The following is a 20,972-nucleotide window of genomic DNA, read 5'->3' as shown; positions in this document are numbered from 1 at the left end:
GCGCCGACAGCGGCGGTGGCTACTGCGCGGCGCGCTCGAGGACGAGTTCGCGCACGCGACCCGCGTCGGCCTGACCCCGCATGGCCTTCATGACCGCGCCGATGACGGCACCGGCCGCCTGCACCTTGCCGTCGCGGATCTTCTCGAGCACATCCGGTTGAGCGGCCAGCGCGTCGTCGATCGCAGCGATCAGCGGGCCGTCGTCGGAAACGACCGCAAGTCCGCGCGCGTCGACGACTTCCTGCGGCGTGCCTTCGCCGGCGATGACGCCTTCGAGCACCTGGCGGGCGAGCTTGTCGTTCAGCGTGCCCGCATCGACGAGCAATTGCAGAGCGGCTACCGAGGCCGGAGCGATCAGCGACGTCGCCTCGACGCCCTGCGCGTTGGCCAAGCGGGAAATTTCACCCGTCCACCATTTGCGGGCGGCGGACGGTGTCGCGCCGGCGGCGACCGTGGCCTCGACCTCCGCGAGGAGCCCGCCGTTGGCGACGTCCTGGAACTCCAGGTCGGTGAAGCCCCAGTCGCCCTTCAAGCGACGGCGGCGTACCGACGGCGCTTCGGGAAGGGCGGCGCGCAATTGCTCGATGAGCGCCTCGGACGGAACGACCGGCAGCAGATCCGGCTCCGGGAAGTAGCGGTAGTCGTCGGCATCCGACTTCGGGCGGCCGGGCGACGTACGCCCGGTGTCCTCGTGCCAGTGGCGCGTCTCCTGCGTGATCGTCCCACCGCCGGCGAGGATCGCCGCCTGACGCTGAATCTCGTAGCGGACGGCGCGCTCGACCGAGCGCATCGAGTTGACGTTCTTGGTCTCGGTGCGCGTTCCGAGCTTCTCCTGGCCGCGAGGACGCAGCGACACGTTCGCGTCGCAGCGAAGGTTTCCCCGCTCCATGCGCGCTTCCGAGATGCCCAGCGACAGCACAATGTCCCGGATCGCCGCGACATAGGCCTTGGCCACCTCCGGAGCACGGTGCTCGGTGCCGTAGATCGGCTTCGTGACGATCTCGACGAGCGGCACTCCGGCACGGTTGTAGTCGACGAGCGAGTACTCCGCGCCCTGGATTCGCCCGGTCGCGCCACCGACGTGAGTCAGCTTGCCGGCATCCTCTTCCATGTGCGCACGCTCGATCGGGACGTCGATCACGGTGCCGTCGGCGAGTTCGATCTGAACTTCGCCCTCGAAGGCGATCGGCTCGTCGTACTGCGAGATCTGGTAGTTCTTGCCGAGGTCGGGGTAGAAGTAGTTCTTCCGCGCGAAGCGGCTCGACGGCGCGATCGAACACCCGAGGGCCAGACCCAGGCTGATCGAGAATCGCACGGCCGTCTCGTTGACGACCGGCAGCGAGCCCGGCAGTCCCATGTCGACGGGCGCGACCAGCGTGTTCGGCGCAGCGTCATGGTTGTCGGCGTGCGCCGGGTTGCCGGCGGCCGAAAACATCTTCGTGGCGGTGTTCAGCTCGACGTGCACCTCGAAGCCCAGTACCGGCTCGTAGAGCTCGAGCGCTTTGTCGAAGTCGAGCAGTGCGTCCTTGGCCATCAGCGGGCCCCTCCCAGCAGCGGGGCGCGGTCCAGGAGCGGACCACCCCATTCATCGACGAGCAGAGCTTCCAGCGCAGCACCCACGCGGTACAGGCGGGCATCCTCGCGGGCGGGAGCGACGAATTGGATGCCGACCGGCAGCCCGTCCTCTGCCGCCAGCCCGGAGGGGATCGAGATCCCGGGGACTCCGGCGAGGTTCACCGGAATCGTGGTGATGTCGTTGAGGTACATCTGCAGCGGGTCATCGATCTTCTCCCCCAGCCGGAAGGCCGTGGTGGGCGCCGACGGCGTCGCGATCACATCGACCTGCGCGAAGGCGTCGTCGAAATCACGCTGAATGAGCGTGCGCACCTTCTGGGCACTGCCGTAGTACGCGTCGTAGTAGCCGGCCGACAGCGCGTAGGTGCCGAGAATGATGCGACGCTTGACCTCGTCTCCGAAGCCGAGGTCGCGCGAGCGCGCCATCACGTCCTCGACCGTGCCGCCCGGAACGTCGACGCGAAGACCGAAACGGACCGAGTCGAACTTCGCGAGGTTGCTCGATGCCTCGGCGGGCAGGATCAGGTAGTACGCCGCGACGCCGTACTCGAAGTGCGGTGCGCTGATCTCCACGATCTCTGCGCCCTGTGCCTCGAGGAGCGCGAGTGACGCGCGGAAGGACGCCGAGACACCCGCCTGGAAGCCGCTATCGGGCAGCTCGCGAATAACGCCGACCTTCAGCCCTTTCAGGACGTCGCCGCGAGCGCCTTCGCGCGCAGCCGCCGCGAACGACGGCCACGCGTCGGTCAGCGACGTGGAATCGTGCGGGTCGTGCCCGCCGATGACGTCGTGCAGCAGCGCCGAGTCGAGGACGGTGCGCGAGACGGGGCCGACCTGATCGAGGCTCGAGGCAAGAGCGATCGCGCCAAAGCGACTGACGCCACCGTAGGTGGGCTTGAGCCCGACCGTCCCGGTGACGTGTGCCGGTTGACGGATCGACCCGCCGGTGTCCGAGCCGAGGGCGATCGGCGCTTCGAACGCGGCCACGGCCGCAGCCGAGCCACCACCGGAGCCGCCGGGGATACGGTCGAGGTCCCACGGGTTGTGGGTCGGACCGTACGCGGAGTGCTCGGTGGAGGAGCCCATCGCGAATTCGTCCATATTGGTCTTACCGAGGGGCACGAGGCCCGCCGCGCGCACGCGGGCGACGACAGTCGCGTCGTAGGGCGACAGGAATCCCTCGAGGATCTTCGATCCGCTGGTCGAGGGCATGTCGGTCGTGACGAGGACGTCCTTGATCGCCAGCGGAACACCGGCGAGGTCTCCGAGCTGCTCGCCCGCGGCGCGGCGCCGGTCGATGTCGGCAGCGACGTCGAGCGCGTGATCGCTGACGTGAAGGAACGCGTGCACGTCGCCGTCGACCGCGGCGATGCGGTCGAGGTGAGCCTGCGTCGCCTCGACGCTCGAGACGTCGCCCGCAGACAGGCGCGCCGCGAGGTCCGCGGCGCTCAATCGAATCAGTTCGCTCACTGCTCTTCTCCCAGGATCGCGGTCACGCGGAAACGGCCGTCGGCGGCATCCGGAGCATTCTGCAGCACCTCGTCGCGGGTCAGCATGCGGCCCACGACGTCGGGACGGAACACGTTGTGCAGCGGAATCGGGTGGCTCGTCGCGGGGACGTCGGGGGTGGCGACCTCGGACACCTTGGCGATGTTGTCCACGATCGCGTCGAGCTCTCCGGTGAGGCGCTGCACCTCCTCGTCGCTCAGTTCGATCCGGGCGAGCACGCCGAGATGGCGCACGAGATCAGGGGTGATTTCAGACACCAGACCAGTCTACGTGGGCCCTCCATGGCTTCCTGCCGCGCCGTTAGGCTGATGCCGTGACGACCTACGACCCTCCTCGCCCTTGGATCGCCAGCTACGCCGACGGGGTCCCCGACGACCTGGAGCCCGTCACGGGGTCCCTTCTGGACATCGTCGCGGCATCCGCACGGGACTACCCTGATGCGCCGGCGTTGCAGTTCTTCGGGCGCGAGACCACCTATCGCGATCTGCAGGATGCCATCGATCGGACGGCGGCAGGGCTCGCCGCGCTCGGGGTCGGTACCGGCGATACCGTGGCCATCGTGTTGCCCAACTGCCCCCAGCACATCGTCGCGTTCTACGCGATCCTCCGGCTCGGCGCCATCGCGGTCGAACACAACCCGCTCTACACGCCGCGAGAACTCCGCCAGCAGTTCGAGGATCACGGGGCGAAGACGGCCATCGTCTGGAGCAAGGTCGTCCGCACCGTGCAGGATTTCCCCGCGGATGTGGAGGTCCACAATCTGATCTCGGTCGACATCACGCGCGCCATGCCGCTGCGTCTTCGCCTTGCGCTGACGCTGCCGATCGCGAAGGCCCGCGCGTCGCGGGAGGCTCTCACCGAGCGCGTCTCGGGAGCGATCCCGTGGGAGAAGCTCCTCGCGAGCGATCCGCTGCCGGCGTCTCGACCCGGACCGCAGTGTGATGATCTGGCGATCATCCAGTACACGAGCGGGACGACGGGCGCGCCGAAGGGTGCGGCGCTGACGCATCGGAACCTGCTGTCGAACGCCCGCCAGTCCCAGGCGTGGGTGCCGTCGATCCAGCGTGGCCATGGCTGCGTCGTCTATGCCGTCCTGCCGATGTTCCACGCGTACGGGCTGACGCTCTGCCTCACCTTCGCGATGTCGATGGGAGCGCGACTCGTGCTCTTTCCCCGCTTCGAGCCCGATCTCGTTCTCGAGGTGACGAAGAAGCACCCGGCCACATTCCTCCCGCTCGTTCCGCCGATCGCCGAACGGCTCCTGGCCGCGGCCCGTGCGGAGGGTGTCTCCCTTGCCGGGACCGACGTGGCCATCTCGGGCGCCATGGCGCTGTCGCAGAGCATCGTGGTGCCGTTCGAGGAAGCCACCGGCGGGTTTTTGGTGGAGGGCTACGGCCTCTCCGAGTGCTCCCCCGTCCTCATGGCCAACCCTGTCGCGGACAACCGGGTGGCGGGGACCGTGGGCCTGCCCCTGCCGGGAACCGAGTGCCGCGTCGTCGATCCCGATGAGCCGACGCGCGACGTGCCGCCGGGTGAACGCGGCGAGCTCTTGGTGCGGGGACCGCAGGTCTTCCAGGGGTATTACGGCCGCCCGGAAGAAACCGAACGGGTCTTCGTCGACGGTTGGTTCCGGACGGGCGACATCGTCACGATCGACGAAGGCGGCTTCGTGCGCGTCGTCGACCGCATCAAGGAGCTCATCATCACGGGTGGGTTCAACGTCGCCCCGACCGAGGTGGAGAACGCGCTCCGCCAGCACCCGCACGTCGTCGATGCCGCCGTCGTGGGACTCCCGAGCACCCATTCCGGCGAGGAGGTCGTCGCCGCCGTCGTCCTCGACGGAGCCGACATGGACGTGGAGAGCATCCGCGAGTACGTGCGCGGCATCCTCACGCCCTACAAGGTGCCACGCCGGATCTTCGTCGTCGACGAGTTGCCGACCTCGCTCATCGGCAAGGTCCTGCGCCGTCAGGTGCGCGAGTCACTGCTGACCCTGACGAACGGCACCGCACCGGCGGAGTGATCAGCCGGCGCCGAGCGCGTCGGGGCCTTGCTCGACGAGGATCCGGAACTGTGCCGCGTCGATGATGCGCACGCCAAGCTCCTCCGCCTTGCCGAGTTTCGACCCGGCGCCGGGTCCGGCCGCAACGAAATCGGTCTTCTTCGAGACGCTGGATGCCGCTTTGCCCCCGGCGGCGATGATCGCCTCCTGCGCGCCCTCGCGCGTGTAGCCGTCGAGGCTCCCCGTCGCCACGACGGTGACTCCCTCCAAGACCCCGCCGGCCAGGGCAGCAGCGCCCGGTCCGGGGTGACCGGGAGTTGTGAGCTGCGCACCGGCGGCGGCCCAGCGATCGACGATCTCGCGATGCCAGTCGATATCGAACCATTCCCGCAGCGAATCGGCGATGATGCCGCCGACGCCGTCGACGGCGGCCAGCTCCTCACGCGTGGCCGCACGAATGGCGTCGAGCGAACCGAACCATTGGGCGAGAGCGCGCGCGGCCACCGGACCGACGTGACGGATACTGAGCGCGACCAAGAAGCGCCAGAGCTCTTTCGTCTTGGCCTTTTCGAGTTCCGCCAGCAGTTTCACCGCGGCCTCGGACGGCAGCACTTCGCGATAGTCCTTGCGGATGCCGGCCTTCCGCCGTTGCGCCGCGTCCATGTCGGCGGCTTCGGGTGGATACGCCGCCGGGCCGAGCTTCTGGAAGGGCGTCCGGCGAACGAACTCGCCGGTCGACTCGTCGACCCGCCGCTCCCCTGTTTCGGCGTCGCGGACGACGACCTCGATGGGCACGAGATCATCGAGCGTCAGCTCGAACAGCGCCGCCTCCGTTGCGAGCGGCGGGATCGTCGGCACGTCGGGTTGCGTCAGCGCAGCCGCGGTGACTTCGCCGAGCACTTCGATGTCGAGCGCTCCACGGGAGCCGATGTGCTCGACCCGCCCGCGGACCTGCGCGGGGCAGGAGCGCGTATTGGGACACCGCAGATCGATATCTCCCTCCTTCGCGGGTGCGAGGGGGGATCCGCATTCCGGGCACTGCGTCGGCATGACGAAGGCCCGCTCCGTGCCGTCACGCAACTCGACGACGGGACCGAGAACCTCGGGGATCACGTCTCCTGCTTTGCGCAGCACGATCGTGTCGCCGATCAGAACACCCTTGGCCTTCACGACGTCCTGATTGTGGAGAGTCGCCTGACGGACGACCGATCCCGCGACGCGAGCGGGTGCCATGACGGCGAAGGGCGTCGCCCGTCCGGTGCGCCCGACGGACACGACGATGTCCAGGAGCGTGGTGTTGACCTGCTCGGGCGGGTACTTGTACGCGATGGCCCAGCGCGGCGCGCGGCTCGTCGCGCCGAGCTCGTCGTGCAGAGCCAACTCGTCGACTTTCACGACGATCCCGTCAATCTCGTGGGTGACGTCGTGTCGATGCGACCCGTAGTGCGCGACGAACTCCTGCACCCCGGCGACGTCGTCGAATGTGCGGAAGTAGGGACTCGTCGGCAGACCCCATCCGGCCAGGAGCGCGTAGATCTCACTCTGCGACGACACCGGCGGATCGGGCCACGCCCCGATTCCGTGGACGTACAGCCGCAGCGACTCGACGCGCGCGCGGCCCGCTTCGAGTTCGAGCCCGGTCTTCTTCTCGAGTTGCTGTCGTAAGCCGCCGCTGGCCGCATTGCGCGGATTGGCGAACGCCGGGAAGCGGCGCGCCGCACTCCGGGTCGCCTTTTCCTCGTCGACGCCGCGCTCGAGCGACTCGGTCATGACCTGATCACGCAGGCGCGCCTGGAGTGTGTTGAGCACGTCGAATGCCGCCACCGGAATATAGACCTCGCCACGCACCTCGACGAGCGCCGGATGCCCGGTGCCCTCCAGCCGGCGGGGGATTCCCGCGATGCGGAGGGCGTTCTCGGTGACGTCCTCGCCGACGCGACCGTCCCCGCGGGTCGCCGCGGAGACGAGCTCACCGTGCGCGTACCGCAGGTTGATCGCGAGCCCGTCGATCTTCAGTTCGGTGAGCCACCGGACATCCCGCGCCGCCGCCGCACGGGTCTTCTCACACCACTGCGTGAGTTCCTCGGCGCTGAACACGTTGTCGAGGCTCAACATCCGCTCGGCGTGAGTGACCGGAGCGAACAGCGACGACTCCGCAGCACCGATCGTCAGAGTGGGCGAGTCCTGGCCCTGCACCTCGGGGAAGAGGCGCTCGAGGTCTTCGAGCGCACGCATCCACGTGTCGTAGGTCGCGTCGTCAACGAGTTCGGCATCATGCCCGTAGTACGCCTCACGGGCATCGACGATCAGCGCGGTGAGCCGCTCGGACTCGGAACGCGCCGCGTCGAGGTCATCTGGCAGCGCGTTCTGGTCAGCGGCATCCGTCACCCCGTAAGTGTAGGACGCACCTGCGACATCGTCTCAGGCGTCGACGGCGACCGCAGACACCGTCGCGTCGACGGTGAACTGGCCGAGCACACGCGTCCCGAGGTAGAGAACCGCGGTCTGGCCCGGAGCGACCCCGTCGAACGGAGCATCGGGGACGACCGTGACACCGCCTGAGCGCCACTGTGCGCGTGCCGAGACCGGGTCGGAGTGCGCCCGGATCTGCACGTGGCAGTCGAACTCCTCCGCCGCGGGCGGCGCGCCGGTCCACGTCGCGCGGATGCCGGAGATCTCCGCTGTCGCGAGGGCTTCTTTGGGTCCGACGACGACCGTGTTCGACACGGGTCGCACCTCCAGAACGAAGCGCGGTTTGCCGTCCGCAGCAGGAGTGCCGATCGAGAGTCCACGACGCTGGCCCACGGTGAACGCGTGCGCCCCCTCGTGAGTGCCGATGACGTCACCGGCACGATCGAGGATCTGCCCGCGCTCTGCGCCGACCTTGTCGGCCAACCAGCCGCGCGTGTCGCCGTCCGGGATGAAACAGATGTCGTGGCTGTCCGGCTTCTGCGCGACCGTCAGACCGCGCTCGGCAGCCTCTGCACGCACGAGCGCCTTGGACGGCGTGTCGCCCAGCGGGAAGTACGTGTGTGCAAGCTGCTCAGCAGTGAGGACACCCAGGACGTAGGACTGGTCCTTGGCAGCGTCCGACGCACGGTGCAGCTCCCGACCGTCCGGTCCGTCGACCAGCAGGGCATAGTGCCCGGTGCAGACCGCGTCGAAACCGAGCTCGAGCGCACGCTCGAGGAGCGCGGCGAACTTGATCTTCTCATTGCACCGCATGCACGGGTTCGGCGTGCGGCCCGCCTGATATTCGGCGACGAAGTCGGCGATGACGTCCTCACGGAAGCGCTCGGAGAAATCCCAGACGTAGAACGGGATGCCGAGGCGATCAGCGGCGCGACGCGCATCCAGAGCGTCCTCGATCGTGCAGCAACCACGACTGCCCGCGCGCAGCGTGCCCCCCGCGCGCGAAAGCGCCAGATGGACCCCGACGACGTCGTGACCGGCCTCCACGGCACGCGCCGCAGCGACGGCAGAGTCAACCCCACCGCTCATCGCCGCTAGAACTCGCACGAACCCAGTCTACGAGCGAGCGGCTGTGCGGGCTCCGGATGCCCGCAGATACGCATCCGGCAACACCGCGAGCACGGCGTCGATGTCGGTGGCGGTCGTCGTCCTGCCGAGCGTGATGCGCAGCACCGACCGCGCCACGCGTTCGTCGCGCCCCAGTGCCAGGACGACATGCGACGGTTCGGCGACTCCGGCCTGGCACGCCGATCCGGTCGATACCGAGATGCCCGCCTGGTCGAGCAGAAACAGCAGAGACTCCCCCGCGGCGCCCGGGAAATGCAGGTGGACGTTTCCCGGAAGGCGATTGTCGGGGTCACCCAGGAGTTCGGCGGCCGGCACCGTAGCGCGGATACCCGCGATCAAGCGCGCGCGCAGCGCCGACAGGCGCGCGTGCTCCCCCGCCTGCTCGGCGACGGCCTCCGTCGTCGCGACGGCGAGAGCGGCAGCGCCGGCGACATCGGGGGTACCGGAGCGCAGGCCGCGCTGCTGCCCGCCCCCGTGAAGGAGCGGGGTGAGGGCGGCGTGGCGCGACACCACGAGCGCACCCGTGCCGACGGGAGCGCCGACCTTGTGTCCCGAAATACTGAGCGCGACCAGGCCGCCGGAGCCGTTCCCGGCGCCACGCCAGCCGGCGAAGTCGAGCGGGAGGTGACCGAGTGCCGAAATCGCGTCGAGGTGGAGCGGGATGCTGGCCTCCGCCGCCGCGCCGGCCAAGGCACCGGCATCCTGCACCGTCCCGACCTCGTTGTTGGCGATCAGCGCGGTCGCAAGTGCCGCGCCGGGGAGGGCATCCGCGAACCGGGTCGGATCGATTCGTCCCCATCCGTCGAGCGCCACGTGGCGCGCGTGTGCACGTTCGACGGCCACGAGCCACGACATCGTGTCCATCGTCGCGTGATGCTCGCCATCCGGGACGACCACGGCATCCGCCCCGGCCGAACGTGACCACCAGAGACCTTTGAGCGCGAGATTGACCGATTCCGTGCCGCCCGACGTGAAGACGACTTCGATCGGCTCGCACCGCAAAGCGGCGGCGAGGGTTTCCCGAGACTCCTCGAGCACCCGTCGTGCGTCCTGGCCGGCACCGTGCACAGACGAGGCGTTGCCGATCACGTCGGTCGCGGCGAGCCACGCGTCGCGTGCAGCGGGCCGCAACGGCGAGAACGACGCGTGGTCGAGGTAGATCGACATGACCCTCCTCGTGGCGTTACGTGCCGGACTCACGGCATTACTACTGTAGAGCGCATGGCCTGCCCGACGCCGTCCAGTACCCTCGCGGCTCCCCCCGCATTCCTCGACTCCTCGCTCGACGATCTGGGGGTGACTCTGCGGGGTGATAGTGGACGCCTGCGCGTCTGGTCGGGAGCGGCCACGCGCATCGAGCTGGTCGTCTTCGACGAAACCGACCTCGACTGGATCACGGAAGCGTTTCCGCTCGCCCCCGTCGGCGGCGGTGTCTGGGAGATCTCGACGCCGAGCCTGCGTCCCGGCACGCGCTATGCGCTGCGCGTCGACGGTCCGGCCGGGCCCGGCAACACCTTCAACCCCGAGAGCTTGCTGATCGACCCGTACGGGCGGGGCCTCGTGCCGGTGCGGCGGGGTCAGTGGCGCTCGGTCGTCGTCGAGCCCGATTTCGATTGGGAAGGCGTCACGAAACCGGCGACTCCGCTGGATCGCACCGTGATCTACGAAGCGCACGTCACCGGGCTCTCCAAAAGACATCCCGGTGTCCCTCCTGCGCTGCACGGCACGTACGCCGGGCTCGGACACCCGGCGATGATCGAGCACTTGCGTGCGCTGGGTGTCACGGCCGTCGAACTGCTGCCCGTGCACGCGTTCGAGACCGAGCCTCGTCTGTTGCAGCACGGTCTCACGAACTACTGGGGCTACAACACGCTCAGCTTCTTCACGCCACACGGCGGCTACGCGACCGTGGAGTCATCGGCCCAGGGGCCCGGCGGTGTCGTCCGCGAGTTCCAGGAAATGGTCAAGGCCCTGCACGCGGCCGGTATCGAGGTGATCCTCGACGTCGTCTTCAACCACACGTCCGAACTCGGTATGGCCGATCCCCGGTCGAGCCTGCGGGGCATCGACAACGGGGCCTACTACCGCCAGCACGAGGACAGCGCGTACATCGATGTCACGGGCTGCGGCAATTCGCTGAATACGTCCACGGATGCCGCCGCGCGCCTGGTGCTCGATTCGCTGCGCTACTGGGCGAACGACCTGCAGGTCGACGGATTCCGTTTCGACCTGGCCGCGACGCTCGGTCGTGACGAGAACCACGTCTTCACCGCCGATCACCCCCTCCTGCGAGCGATCATCGACGATCCCGCCCTGGCCGGTGTCAAGAACATCGCCGAGCCGTGGGATGTCGGCATGGGCGGCTGGCAGACGGGAAACTTCGGCGAGGGGTGGGCCGAGTGGAACGACCGCTATCGCGACCGCGTGCGCAACTTCTGGCTCAGCGACGTCGACTATGCGCGACGGGCCGGGACGGCTCCCGTCGGGGTCGGCGGGTTCGCGACCCGACTCGCGGGATCGTCGAACACGTTCAGTGACGCGCGCGGTCCGCTCGCGAGCGTCAACTTCGTGACCGCACACGACGGGTTCACGCTTCGCGACCTCGTCTCCTACGACATCAAGCACAACATGGGCAATGGTGAGCAAGGGCGCGACGGCACCGACACGAATCGCTCGTTCAACCACGGCGCCGAGGGCCCGACGAATGATCCGCATATCCTCGCCGCACGGCGACGCGCGATGCGCAACCTCATGGGGACGTTGCTGCTTTCGGCCGGCATTCCGATGATCACCGCCGGCGACGAGTTCGCCCGCACGCAACGTGGCAACAACAACGCCTACTGCCACTCGTCGCCCCTCACCTGGGTCGATTGGCAGCACGCGCCGTGGCAGGAGGACCTCTTCGCGCACGTGCAGAGACTCATCCGTCTGCGCCGGGAGAATCCGGCTCTCCGCCCGCGTCGGTTCGGGCACGCCGTACATTCCGTTCCGAACTCGTCCGTGATCGACTGGTACGACGAGAACGGGGAGACGATGTCGATCGAACGGTGGACGAACCCGGCCCACCGCACCTTGCAGTACGACGCACGGTCCACTCCCGAGTCCGAGGACCCCAACCGGATCCTGCTCATCGTGCACGGAAACGAATGCCCGATCGATGTGACACTCCCCCGGATCGAGGGCATCACCGAGTTCGTCTCACTGTGGTCGAGTGTGCCTGAGCGCCCCGACGAATCCGAGCAGACTTTCGCCCCCGGCGACGTCGTGTCTCTGCCTGGCACGGCGATGCAGCTTTTCCGCATGGCCTGACCGGCCCCGCCCCCGCGCTCAGCCCTTTTTCGCCGCGGCCGGGAGTGCGGCCGCGCCGACCGATAGGTGCACGCCGCGACGCAACGGCGGTAGGTTCGAGACGTGGCGACGACGACGAGCACCTCCCCTTCCCCGGCAGTTCGCAGCACGGCGGAGATTCCCCTCCGACCCGTCGGCGCCCCGGCCCCCGACGCGGCAGCGCGCACGGGCCGCATTCCTCTCGGCCAGGTGCGCCCGCGGGCCCTGGACCCCGACTTCCGCCCCTCCGCGTTCGTCGGCGAAGCCGTGCCGTTCACCGCGACGGCGTTCCGCGAAGGTCACGATCTGATCGGCGTGCACGTGCGATTGTTCTCGCCTTTCGGTCAGGAATCTCTGCATCGGCTGACGGCTCTCCATGACGGGTTCGACCGGTGGCGCGTGCTCGTTTCGCCGCTCGAGCAGGGAGTGTGGCGCTTCCGGTTCGAATCCTTCGCGGATGACTTCGCCACATGGGAGCACGCCGCCGAACTCAAGATCGCCGCCGGCGTGGATGCCGCGCTCATGCGCGCCATGGGAGCCGAGCTCTTCCTGCGTGCAGCGAAGGAGAAGGACCGTCCTGCGGCCGAGCGTCGCGCGCTGAAAACCGCGGCGGAAGCGATGCGCGACAGTGCCGTCAACGACGAGCAGTCGCTCGTGATCGTCCGCGACCCACGCCTTGCGGCGATCTTCGCGGCGCGGCCGCTCGCCTCGCTCACGACGGTGAGTCGTACTCACGAGCTGCTCGTCGAGCGTGAGCGCGCCGGCGTCGGCGCCTGGTACGAGTTCTTCCCGCGATCCGAAGGCGCCGTGCGCCGCAAGGACGGCACCATCAAGAGCGGCACGTTCCGCTCCGCCGTGAAGCGCCTGCCCGCCGTCGCGGCGATGGGGTTCGACGTCGTCTACCTCCCGCCGATCCATCCGATCGGTGAGCGCAACCGCAAGGGCCCCAACAACACGCTCACGGCGGGCCCCGGCGATCCCGGGTCGCCGTGGGCCATCGGGTCGGCGGCCGGTGGCCATGACACCGTGCACCCGGATCTCGGAACGATCGCTGACTTCCGCGCTTTTGTGCGCGCGGCCACCGCTCAGGGCCTCGAGGTGGCGCTCGATCTCGCTTTGCAGGCAGCCCCCGATCATCCCTGGGTGACCACACACCCGGAGTGGTTCACGACCCTTCCCGACGGCTCGATCGCGTACGCCGAGAACCCGCCGAAGAAGTATCAAGACATCTACCCGATCAACTTCGACAACGATCCGGACGGCATCCGGGCCGAAGTTCTGCGCATCGTGCGGCTCTGGATCGGCCACGGCGTGAAGATCTTCCGCGTCGACAATCCGCACACGAAGCCCTTGCAGTTCTGGGAGTGGCTGATCGCGACGGTCGGCGCCGAGCATCCGGATGTCGTCTTCCTCGCCGAGGCATTCACGCGCCCGGCACCGCTCCTCGGGCTCGCTCAGGCGGGATTCCAGCAGAGCTACTCGTACTTCACGTGGCGCAACACGAAGCCCGAACTCGAGGAATTCCTCACGTGGATTTCGGACGAGACCGCCGACATCATGCGCCCGAACCTGTTCGTGAACACCCCCGACATCCTGACCGAGTATCTCCAGTACGGCGGGCGACCGGCCTACAAGATCCGCGCCGCGATCGCCGCGACAGCGGGCGCGAGTTACGGCGTCTACGCCGGCTACGAGCTGTACGAGAATGTGGCACGCGCGGGCGCCGAAGAGAACATCGACAACGAGAAGTTCGAGTACAAGGTCCGGGATTGGGCTGCCGCAGAAGCGGCGGGTGATTCGCTTGCGCCGTATCTCCAGCGTCTCAACGAGATCCGTCGCACGCATCCCGCACTTCGGCAGTTGCGGGGCCTGCGCATCCATTTCAGCGACGACGATGCGATCCTCGTCTACTCGAAGCACGTTCCCGGCGCTCTGACCGCTGACGGACAGTCCGACACGATCATCGTGGTCGCCAATGTCGACCCTCACTCGGTGCGTCAGACGACCGTCCATCTGGACCCCACGGCGTGGGGCGGATCACCCGGCGACGAGTTCACCGTCGAAGATCTCATCACCGGCGCGACGTGGACCTGGTCGGATCACAACTTCGTCCGACTCGACGCCTTCGCCGAGCCCGTCCACATCCTGCACGTGAGGGGAACCCGATGAACCGTCCCGACGACGCCGTCCTCGACACCGTAGCCACCGGGTCCTATTACGCGCCGCACGACGTGCTGGGGCTTCACGGGCAGCCGGACGGCACCTGGGTCATCCGTGCACGACGGCCGCTCGCTCAGACGGTGACGGCCGTACTCGCGGACGGCGAGCGAGTGGTGCTCACGCACGTGCGCGCGGGAATCTGGGAGGGTTCGACCGACACCGCCCCCCTCTCCTACACGCTCGAGACCGCCTACGACGGCGGCGTCGCGTACACCGCCGATGACCCGTACCGGCACGTGCCGACGGTCGGTGAGCTCGATCTGCACCTGATCCGCGAGGGACGCCACGAGGAGCTGTGGCGGGTCCTCGGTGCGCGCCTGCACCAGACCGCCGGCGTCGACGGCGTGGCCTTCTCGGTCTGGGCGCCGAACGCGCGCGCGGTCCGCGTCGTCGGCGACTTCAACTCCTGGGATGGTCAGGGGCACGCGATGCGATCGCTCGGCTCCAGCGGAGTCTGGGAACTCTTCATCCCGGGACTCGGCGTGGGCACGACGTACAAGTTCGAACTTCTCACGCAGGCCGGCCCGTGGATCACGAAGGCCGACCCGATGGCGCAGCACGCCGAGGTGCCGCCGTCCACGGCATCCATCGTCACCGACACCACGCACGAATGGGCCGACGACGCGTGGCTCACCCGGCGCGGATCCCGCTCCCCCATCGACCAGCCGATGTCGGTGTACGAGCTGCACTTCGCGTCGTGGCGGCCGGGTCTGACCTATCGTGAAGCCGCCGACCCGCTCGTCGGATACCTGATCGAGCAGGGGTTCACGCACGTCGAGTTCCTCCCGCTGGCCGAGCATCCGTTCGGTGGCTCGTGGGGGTACCAGGTCACCGGGTATTACGCCGCCACGAGCCGCTTCGGGACCCCCGACGACCTCCGCTATCTCATCGATCGCCTGCACCAGGCCGACATCGGCGTGATCATGGACTGGGTACCCGGTCACTTCCCGAAGGATGAGTTCGCGCTGGCCCGCTTCGACGGTCAGCCCCTGTACGAGCACCCGGACCCCCGTCGCGGCGAGCACAAAGACTGGGGCACCCTGATCTTCGACTACGGCCGCAACGAGGTGCGCAATTTCCTCGTCGCGAACGCGCTGTTCTGGTTCGAGGAGTTCCACGTCGATGGTCTGCGGGTGGATGCCGTGGCCTCCATGCTCTATCTCGATTACTCGCGTGAAGCCGGCGAATGGGAAGCGAACATCTACGGCGGGCGGGAGAACCTCGAGGCGATCCGCTTCCTCCAGGAGGTCAACGCGACCGCGTACAAGCGATATCCGGGCATCGCCATGATCGCCGAGGAATCGACCAGCTACCCCGGTGTGACCGCACCGACCAGCCAGGGCGGACTCGGATTCGGCCTCAAGTGGAACATGGGCTGGATGAACGACTCCCTCGAGTACATGAAGCGCGACCCGATGTACCGGTCGCACCACGAGGGCGAGCTGTCGTTCTCGTTCGTGTACGCGTTCAGCGAGAACTACCTCCTGCCGATCAGCCACGACGAAGTCGTGCACGGCAAAGGAACGCTCTTCACGAGGATGCCCGGCGACCACTGGCAGAAGCTCGCGAACATGCGTGCGTTCCTGGCGTACATGTGGGGCCACCCCGGAAAGCAGCTGCTGTTCATGGGACAGGAGTTCGGGCAGATGTCCGAATGGTCTGAGTCACGCAGCCTGGATTGGTGGCTCCTGGACCAACCGGCGCACCGCGAGCTCTTCAACTTCGTCGGTGCTCTCAACCGGGTCTACCGCGACCATGCTCCGCTGTGGGCACGCGACAGCGACGCGGGCGCGTTCACGCGATTGGGAGCGCCGCACTGGAACCCCAACGTCATCGCGTTCTCACGGCGCGACAATCACGGGAACACGATCGCCATCGTCTGCAACTTCTCCGGCGCCCCGGTCTATGACTTCTCCCTCGACCTCGGCGAAAGCGGTCAGTGGACGGAGATCCTCAATTCGGACGTCCCTGAGTACGGCGGCTCCGGTGTCGGCAACTTCGGAGCCGTCCGGGCGGATGATTCCGGCCGCGCGACGATGACACTGCCCCCCTTGGGCGTGTTGTGGCTCAGCCACAGCACGGAGGGCTCGTCGTAGCTCCGCGCGCGGATCAGAACAACAGGCTGGAGAGGCGACCGCGCGCGCGGAGCACGCGCGGGTCGGTGTCGCCGACGAGCCCGAAGAGCTCGAGAAGGCGTTCGCGCACCGGTGCACGCTCGTCGTCCGGAAGAACAGCGAACAGGTCGAGCAACCGGCCGAACGCATCCTCGACGTGACCACCGGCGAGGTCCAGATCGGCCACCGCGAACTGCGCCTCGGGATCCTCCGGAGCTGCGGCCGCTGCGGCCCGCGAGTCTTGGAGGTCGAGTCCCTGCACGCGTTCGAGCAACCGCACCTGTCCGAGACCTGCGCGCGCCTGCTCATCGCGCGGGTCTTCGACGAGCGCTGCTTCATACGCCGTCGCGGCGCGCGCATAGTCGCCCGCCTCGATCGCCTCGAACGCCTCTTGATGGAGCGGCGGAAGCGCGGAAACCTCCTCTTCCCGCTGCTCGGCGTCAGGGTCGACGGGACCCTGCGGCACGGTCCCGGTCACGCCCTGCTGGGCCGCGAGTTGGAGTAGCTGGGCGAAGACCTCTCGCACCTGCTGCTCCGGGACAGCTCCCGTGAACAGCTGCACCGGCTGTCCGGCCACGAGCGCGACGACGAGCGGAATCGACTGCGCACGGAAGCTCTGCGCCAGCTGAGGGTTGGCATCGACGTCGACCTTGGCGAGGACGAGACGCCCGCCCAGCTCGGTGACGATCTTCTCCAGCACGGGACTGAGTTGCTTGCACGGCCCGCACCACTCCGCCCACAGGTCGACGACGACCGGCACGGTGCGCGAGAGCTCAAGCACGGTCGCGAAGTTCGCATCGGTGGCGTCGAACACGAGCGGCGGCGCGGGCGCATCGCCGGTCGCCGGTGCGGGAGCAGCTGCCGTCGTCGCCCGTTCGCGGAGCGACGACAGGTCGACCGCACCACGGAGAACGGCGCCGGGGTGCTGGGCGCCGAGGGTCTGATCGCTCACGGAGTGACCGCCTTCACGTCGAGGATGCTGGAGGAATAGCCGAGGAACTGGATCCGCTGGGTCGAACTCTGAGCGGGGACGAAGAAGAACAGTTGATCCGCGAAGGTCGTCGTGAATCCCGTCGCAGACTGACTGACACCTGCCAAGGCCTTCACCGTCGGGCTGTCATCCAACTTGATGACTGCGTCGGCGTTGGTCGGAGTGACGGTGTCGGTCTCATTCACGCTGACGGCGACGATCGCGCCGCTGTCCAGGGTCGCGAGCGCGACCGGCGTCGTGTCCCCCGCGGAAGCCGCGAACGTCAACGTGCCGGTCTCAGCCGCCGTTTGGTTGAACGACTCCAACCGGGATGTCCGGTTGGCGGCTATCTGCGTCCGGAACACGTCGGTCTCGGCGTCGAACAGCGGCGCGAACTCGCTGTCCGCATCCTTATCCAGCACATCCGCGTAGGCGCCGGCGAGCTCTGACGGCGGAAGCAGAAGGAACGGCGAGTCGGGGTCGATCGCGACCGCACCCACATACGGCGGAGCTAGGCTCAGGCTGGTGTCGGCGGCGAGGTCGGCGATGTACTCGACCTTGTAGTCCGACCAGGCATCGGCTTGCGTCACGCTCATGATCGTGTCGGGCGAATCCGCGCCCGTGCCCACGACGGCGATGAACGTCCGGGGCCAGCCGTCAAAGGCTTCGGGGAGCAATACCCGGATGCCCGAGGTGGGGATCGGGTCGAGCGACTGCTGCTCGGGGATCGCGGTGCGGAGGCGGTAATTCGTCTCGCGGGCCTGCAGCGCCGCGCCGTCCGCGCGACCAGCGGCAGCGGCGGCATCATTCGCTTCATCCGCCACACTCAGCTGCGTGGAGATGCGGGAGATGATGCGCTCCGCCTGCGCCTCGGTCACAGCCGGGCTCCCCTGGTCGTCGGGGACGACGATGCTGGGCGTGGCCGAAGGCGTCGGCGACCCGACCAGTTCCGGCCAGGCATCCGGTGAGCAGCCTGAGAACATCAGAGCGGAGACCGCGACGATGGGGAGGACCGCGAACGAACGCTTGCCGCGGGTGAGGGATCGACGTGTCGGCGTGGCCGAGATGACGCCCTTCTCCTCGGTGTCGACCGCGAGGTCGATGGGTTCGGTCACCGGAAGCGGCAACCCCTTGCGTCGGGGGCCTCGCGAGCGGCGGGCGTGGCGCACACCGAGCGCGTAGAGAATCAACCCGACCAGAAGCAACAGGCTGCCACCCACGATCAGCGGTCCGGCCCACGGGGTCGCTGCCCCGGTCGGCCAAGACAGTGTCAGATCGCTCGGTGCCGGCTCGGTCCCGTCCGTCGCGACAAGGACGCTCATGTCTTCGGGGAGCTGCAACTGCGTGATGAGCAAATCGTCCTGCTGGAACTGGTCGAGCCACAAGTCGGAGTCGACGGGTGTGAGCGCGATCGCATCGTCTGCGGGAGCCTCGGTCTGCGGAACCGTCTCGGAGACGATCGCACCGTCCTCGCCGAGCGTCAGGTGTGCGTAGTCGGCCCGCTGCAGCCAGGTCGTCAGGTCATTCGTCCGCGCGTACGCGGCGAAGATCGTCCCGTCGCCCTGGGCCCGGAGGGTTTGGGTGCCGTCGTGGCTGCGCAAGACCGCGCCGTCGATCAACACATACGGCACGTCACCGGTGACTTCGATGGCCTGAGTGACCGTCGTCGGACCCTGCAGGACGGTTCGCTGAGCGATTCCCGCCCCGATCATGACAGCGGCAAGCACAAAGGCCACCACAGCCCAGACGAAACGCACGGATGACACCTTTCTGCGCGCGCGGAGAACCCGCAGACACACATTCGACATTCCAGCCTAGCGAAAATGACCTGAATGTCGCCCGGGAGGGGGCGGCGCGACGGATATCGGGCCCTCTCTGCGTAATGTGTGTCACACACCACGACGGCAAGAAGGTCCCCCTGTGAAGCTCCAGCATCCGTTTCGCACTGCGCTCATCGCCACGCTCGGCGTCGGCGTCGGCATCCTGCTGATCCAGAGCGTCGCGTCACTGTCGACGATCCTGCTCTACGTCGGGACGGCACTGTTCCTCTCGCTGGGTCTCGACCCGCTCGTCTCCTGGCTCGAGCGCCGAGGCCTCCCGCGCTGGGCGGCACTGCTGACCACGTTCTTCGCGTTGCTGGCGGTGTTCGCCGGCATCATCCTGATGATCGTGCCGATCATCGTCACCCAGGTGTCCCAACTCGTCGCCCAGATCCAGAAGCTCATCGAGAGCGCGGTCAACCTGGAATGGGATCCGGTCGAGACTGTGCGCACATGGTTGAACGATGTCTTCCCCGCTCTCGACGTGGAAAAGGTCTTCCAGTACATCTCCGACTGGTACGCGACCCTGGACATCACGAAGATCGGTGGGGCCGCGGGTGAGACGATCCTCGGCATCGGCGCGGGGATCGTCGCCGGGTTCACCGGAGCGCTCATCGTGCTGATCCTCACGATCTATTTCACCGCCTCGACACCGTCGCTCAAGGCCGCGGTCTATCAACTGGTACCCGCGTCCAAGCGCGCGCGGTTCATCGATCTCAGCGAGCAGATCACCGCGTCCGTCGGCTATTACGTCGCCGGTCAGGTCACACTCGGTGTGATCAACGGCATCCTGAGCGCCATCTTCCTGTCGATCATCGGCGCGCCCTTTCCCGCGGTCCTCGCCGTCGTGGCGTTCTTCTTCTCGCTGATCCCGTTGGTGGGGACGTTGACGGGTTCGGCGATCATCGTGCTCACGTGTCTGATCCCGGGTCTCGGATCACCCCTCACCGCCCTCGTCGCCCTGATCTGGTACGCGGTCTACATGCAGGTCGAGGCCTACCTCCTGTCGCCGCGCATCATGAACCGTGCCGTCTCGGTGCCGGGCGCGGTCGTCGTGATCGCCGCTCTGGCCGGTGGATCTCTGCTCGGGTTGCTCGGTGCGCTGATCGCGATTCCGGTCGCTGCCAGCATCCTGATCATCTACCGGCAGGTCATCATCCCGCGGCAGAACGAACTCTGAAGGCTCAGGCGTCCCACTCGGTCGGCAGCGGCAGCGCGTCGGGGTTCGTCGCCGCGACGATCTCGGTGAGCACGCGGCGAGTCTGCGTCTCCCCCACCCACAGGTGCTTTCCGCCGTCGACCGCGATCAGAGTCGCCCCCGGTACCGAGGCGAAGCGTTCCCGCGCTTCCGCGGGGCGCAGATAGTCATCGAACTCCGGCACGACGACCACCAGGCGGCGCGGATCATCGCTCCACGCCGCGACATCGTCCGCGGTGGCACGGTGCAGGGGCGGCGAGAGCAGGATGGCGCCCTCGATGGCATGGTCTCGTCCGTACTTCAGCGCCAGCTCCGTCCCGAACGACCAGCCGAGGATCCAGGGATGCGGGAGACCGCGATCGTGGACGAAGGCCATCGCGGCGGCGACGTCGAACTCCTCGGCGGCTCCGCCGTCGAAGGCGCCCTCGCTCGTTCCCCGCGACGAAGAGGTGCCTCGGGTGTTGAAGCGCAACACGGCGAGGTTCGCCAGCGCGGGAAGCCGCCCCGCGGCCTTGCGCAGGATATGCGAGTCCATGAAGCCGCCGGCCGTCGGCAACGGATGCAGGGTCACGAGCGTTGCGACGGGCTCACTCTTCTCGGGGAGCGCGAGTTCGCCGACCAGGGTGAGCCCGTCGAGCGTGTGCAACTCGATTTCTTCCCGCCGCGCCGGGAGCTGTACGGGTCCGCGAATCTCCAT

The 20,972-nt window shown here is 67.8% G+C and carries 14 protein-coding genes; 5 read left to right on the top strand and 9 right to left on the bottom strand.

Annotated features, from left to right (window positions below; genetic code table 11):
* Positions 1-19: 19 nt before the first annotated feature.
* From gatB to gatC, 3 genes are read right to left on the bottom strand one after another with little or no spacing between them, the layout of a single operon-like run.
* Entirely contained in the window at positions 20-1,534 is a 1,515-nt protein-coding gene (gatB, locus tag N4R40_RS04305) for an Asp-tRNA(Asn)/Glu-tRNA(Gln) amidotransferase subunit GatB (RefSeq protein ID WP_261606120.1), read from the bottom strand.
* The gene (gene gatA / locus N4R40_RS04300) at positions 1,534-3,045 is read right to left on the bottom strand and encodes an Asp-tRNA(Asn)/Glu-tRNA(Gln) amidotransferase subunit GatA (protein WP_261606119.1); all 1,512 of its coding nucleotides are present in this window, start codon (positions 3,043-3,045) and stop codon (positions 1,534-1,536) included. Before gatA ends, gatB begins: the two co-directional genes overlap by 1 nt.
* Positions 3,042-3,341 carry an Asp-tRNA(Asn)/Glu-tRNA(Gln) amidotransferase subunit GatC gene (gene gatC, locus N4R40_RS04295; protein WP_261606118.1) on the bottom strand — a complete coding sequence of 100 codons (300 nt, stop codon included), beginning with the start codon at positions 3,339-3,341 and terminating at the stop codon, positions 3,042-3,044. Before gatC ends, gatA begins: the two co-directional genes overlap by 4 nt.
* A gap of 56 nt (positions 3,342-3,397) precedes the next feature.
* Between gatC and N4R40_RS04290 the strand changes: the two genes are divergently transcribed.
* The gene (locus N4R40_RS04290; RefSeq protein WP_261606117.1) at positions 3,398-5,107 is read left to right on the top strand and encodes a long-chain-fatty-acid--CoA ligase; all 1,710 of its coding nucleotides are present in this window, start codon (positions 3,398-3,400) and stop codon (positions 5,105-5,107) included.
* Here N4R40_RS04290 and ligA read toward each other — a convergent pair whose 3' ends face one another.
* From ligA to N4R40_RS04275, 3 genes are all read right to left on the bottom strand, one after another.
* The gene (ligA, locus tag N4R40_RS04285; protein ID WP_407665832.1) at positions 5,108-7,321 is read right to left on the bottom strand and encodes an NAD-dependent DNA ligase LigA; all 2,214 of its coding nucleotides are present in this window, start codon (positions 7,319-7,321) and stop codon (positions 5,108-5,110) included.
* Positions 7,322-7,507: 186 nt separating this feature from the next.
* The gene (gene mnmA / locus N4R40_RS04280; RefSeq protein ID WP_261606115.1) at positions 7,508-8,605 is read right to left on the bottom strand and encodes a tRNA 2-thiouridine(34) synthase MnmA; all 1,098 of its coding nucleotides are present in this window, start codon (positions 8,603-8,605) and stop codon (positions 7,508-7,510) included.
* A 9-nt stretch (positions 8,606-8,614) separates the two neighbouring features.
* On the bottom strand, positions 8,615-9,793 hold the full coding sequence (locus N4R40_RS04275; RefSeq protein ID WP_261606114.1) for a cysteine desulfurase family protein: 1,179 nt from the start codon (positions 9,791-9,793) through the stop codon (positions 8,615-8,617).
* A gap of 54 nt (positions 9,794-9,847) precedes the next feature.
* On the opposite strand from N4R40_RS04275, the gene glgX reads away from it, so the two are divergent.
* From glgX to glgB, 3 genes are all read left to right on the top strand, one after another.
* Positions 9,848-11,935 carry a glycogen debranching protein GlgX gene (glgX, locus tag N4R40_RS04270; protein WP_261606113.1) on the top strand — a complete coding sequence of 696 codons (2,088 nt, stop codon included), beginning with the start codon at positions 9,848-9,850 and terminating at the stop codon, positions 11,933-11,935.
* 102 nt (positions 11,936-12,037) lie between these two features.
* Entirely contained in the window at positions 12,038-14,122 is a 2,085-nt protein-coding gene (locus N4R40_RS04265; protein WP_261606112.1) for a maltotransferase domain-containing protein, read from the top strand.
* Entirely contained in the window at positions 14,119-16,269 is a 2,151-nt protein-coding gene (glgB, locus tag N4R40_RS04260) for a 1,4-alpha-glucan branching protein GlgB (protein WP_261606111.1), read from the top strand. Before N4R40_RS04265 ends, glgB begins: the two co-directional genes overlap by 4 nt.
* A 13-nt stretch (positions 16,270-16,282) precedes the next feature.
* Here the strand turns inward: glgB and N4R40_RS04255 are convergent, their stop codons facing one another.
* Both N4R40_RS04255 and N4R40_RS04250 read right to left on the bottom strand, forming a co-directional pair.
* Positions 16,283-17,239 (bottom strand): tetratricopeptide repeat protein, encoded by a 957-nt coding sequence (locus N4R40_RS04255; protein WP_261606110.1) that lies wholly within the window; start codon positions 17,237-17,239, stop codon positions 16,283-16,285.
* The gene (locus tag N4R40_RS04250; RefSeq protein WP_261606109.1) at positions 17,236-19,014 is read right to left on the bottom strand and encodes a glycosyl transferase; all 1,779 of its coding nucleotides are present in this window, start codon (positions 19,012-19,014) and stop codon (positions 17,236-17,238) included. The genes N4R40_RS04255 and N4R40_RS04250 overlap by 4 nt, the downstream gene beginning before the upstream one ends.
* A gap of 163 nt (positions 19,015-19,177) precedes the next feature.
* Here N4R40_RS04250 and N4R40_RS04245 point away from each other — a divergent pair, with 163 nt between their 5' ends.
* Positions 19,178-20,257: an AI-2E family transporter gene (locus tag N4R40_RS04245; RefSeq protein WP_261606108.1), complete on the top strand. Its 1,080-nt coding sequence runs from the start codon at positions 19,178-19,180 to the stop codon at positions 20,255-20,257.
* Positions 20,258-20,261: 4 nt separating this feature from the next.
* On the opposite strand, the gene N4R40_RS04240 is transcribed toward N4R40_RS04245, so the two are convergent.
* Positions 20,262-20,972 (bottom strand): alpha/beta hydrolase, encoded by a 711-nt coding sequence (locus tag N4R40_RS04240; RefSeq protein ID WP_261606221.1) that lies wholly within the window; start codon positions 20,970-20,972, stop codon positions 20,262-20,264.

The organism is Microbacterium memoriense, from assembly GCF_025398275.1.
GTDB lineage: Bacteria > Actinomycetota > Actinomycetes > Actinomycetales > Microbacteriaceae > Microbacterium > Microbacterium memoriense.
This window is presented reverse-complemented; position numbering and strand designations above follow the sequence as displayed.

Excerpts from the sequence above, each read along its gene's own strand:
- gatB (WP_261606120.1), bottom strand. The coding sequence starts at position 1,534 with ATGGCCAAGGACGCACTGCTCGACTTCGACAAAGCGCTCGAGCTCTAC.
- ligA (WP_407665832.1), bottom strand. The coding sequence starts at position 7,321 with ATGCGTGCGCTCGAAGACCTCGAGCGCCTCTTCCCCGAGGTGCAGGGC.
- N4R40_RS04275 (WP_261606114.1), bottom strand. The coding sequence starts at position 9,793 with ATGTCGATCTACCTCGACCACGCGTCGTTCTCGCCGTTGCGGCCCGCT.
- glgX (WP_261606113.1), top strand. The coding sequence starts at position 9,848 with ATGGCCTGCCCGACGCCGTCCAGTACCCTCGCGGCTCCCCCCGCATTC.
- glgB (WP_261606111.1), top strand. The coding sequence starts at position 14,119 with ATGAACCGTCCCGACGACGCCGTCCTCGACACCGTAGCCACCGGGTCC.
- N4R40_RS04240 (WP_261606221.1), bottom strand. The coding sequence starts at position 20,972 with ATGGAGATTCGCGGACCCGTACAGCTCCCGGCGCGGCGGGAAGAAATC.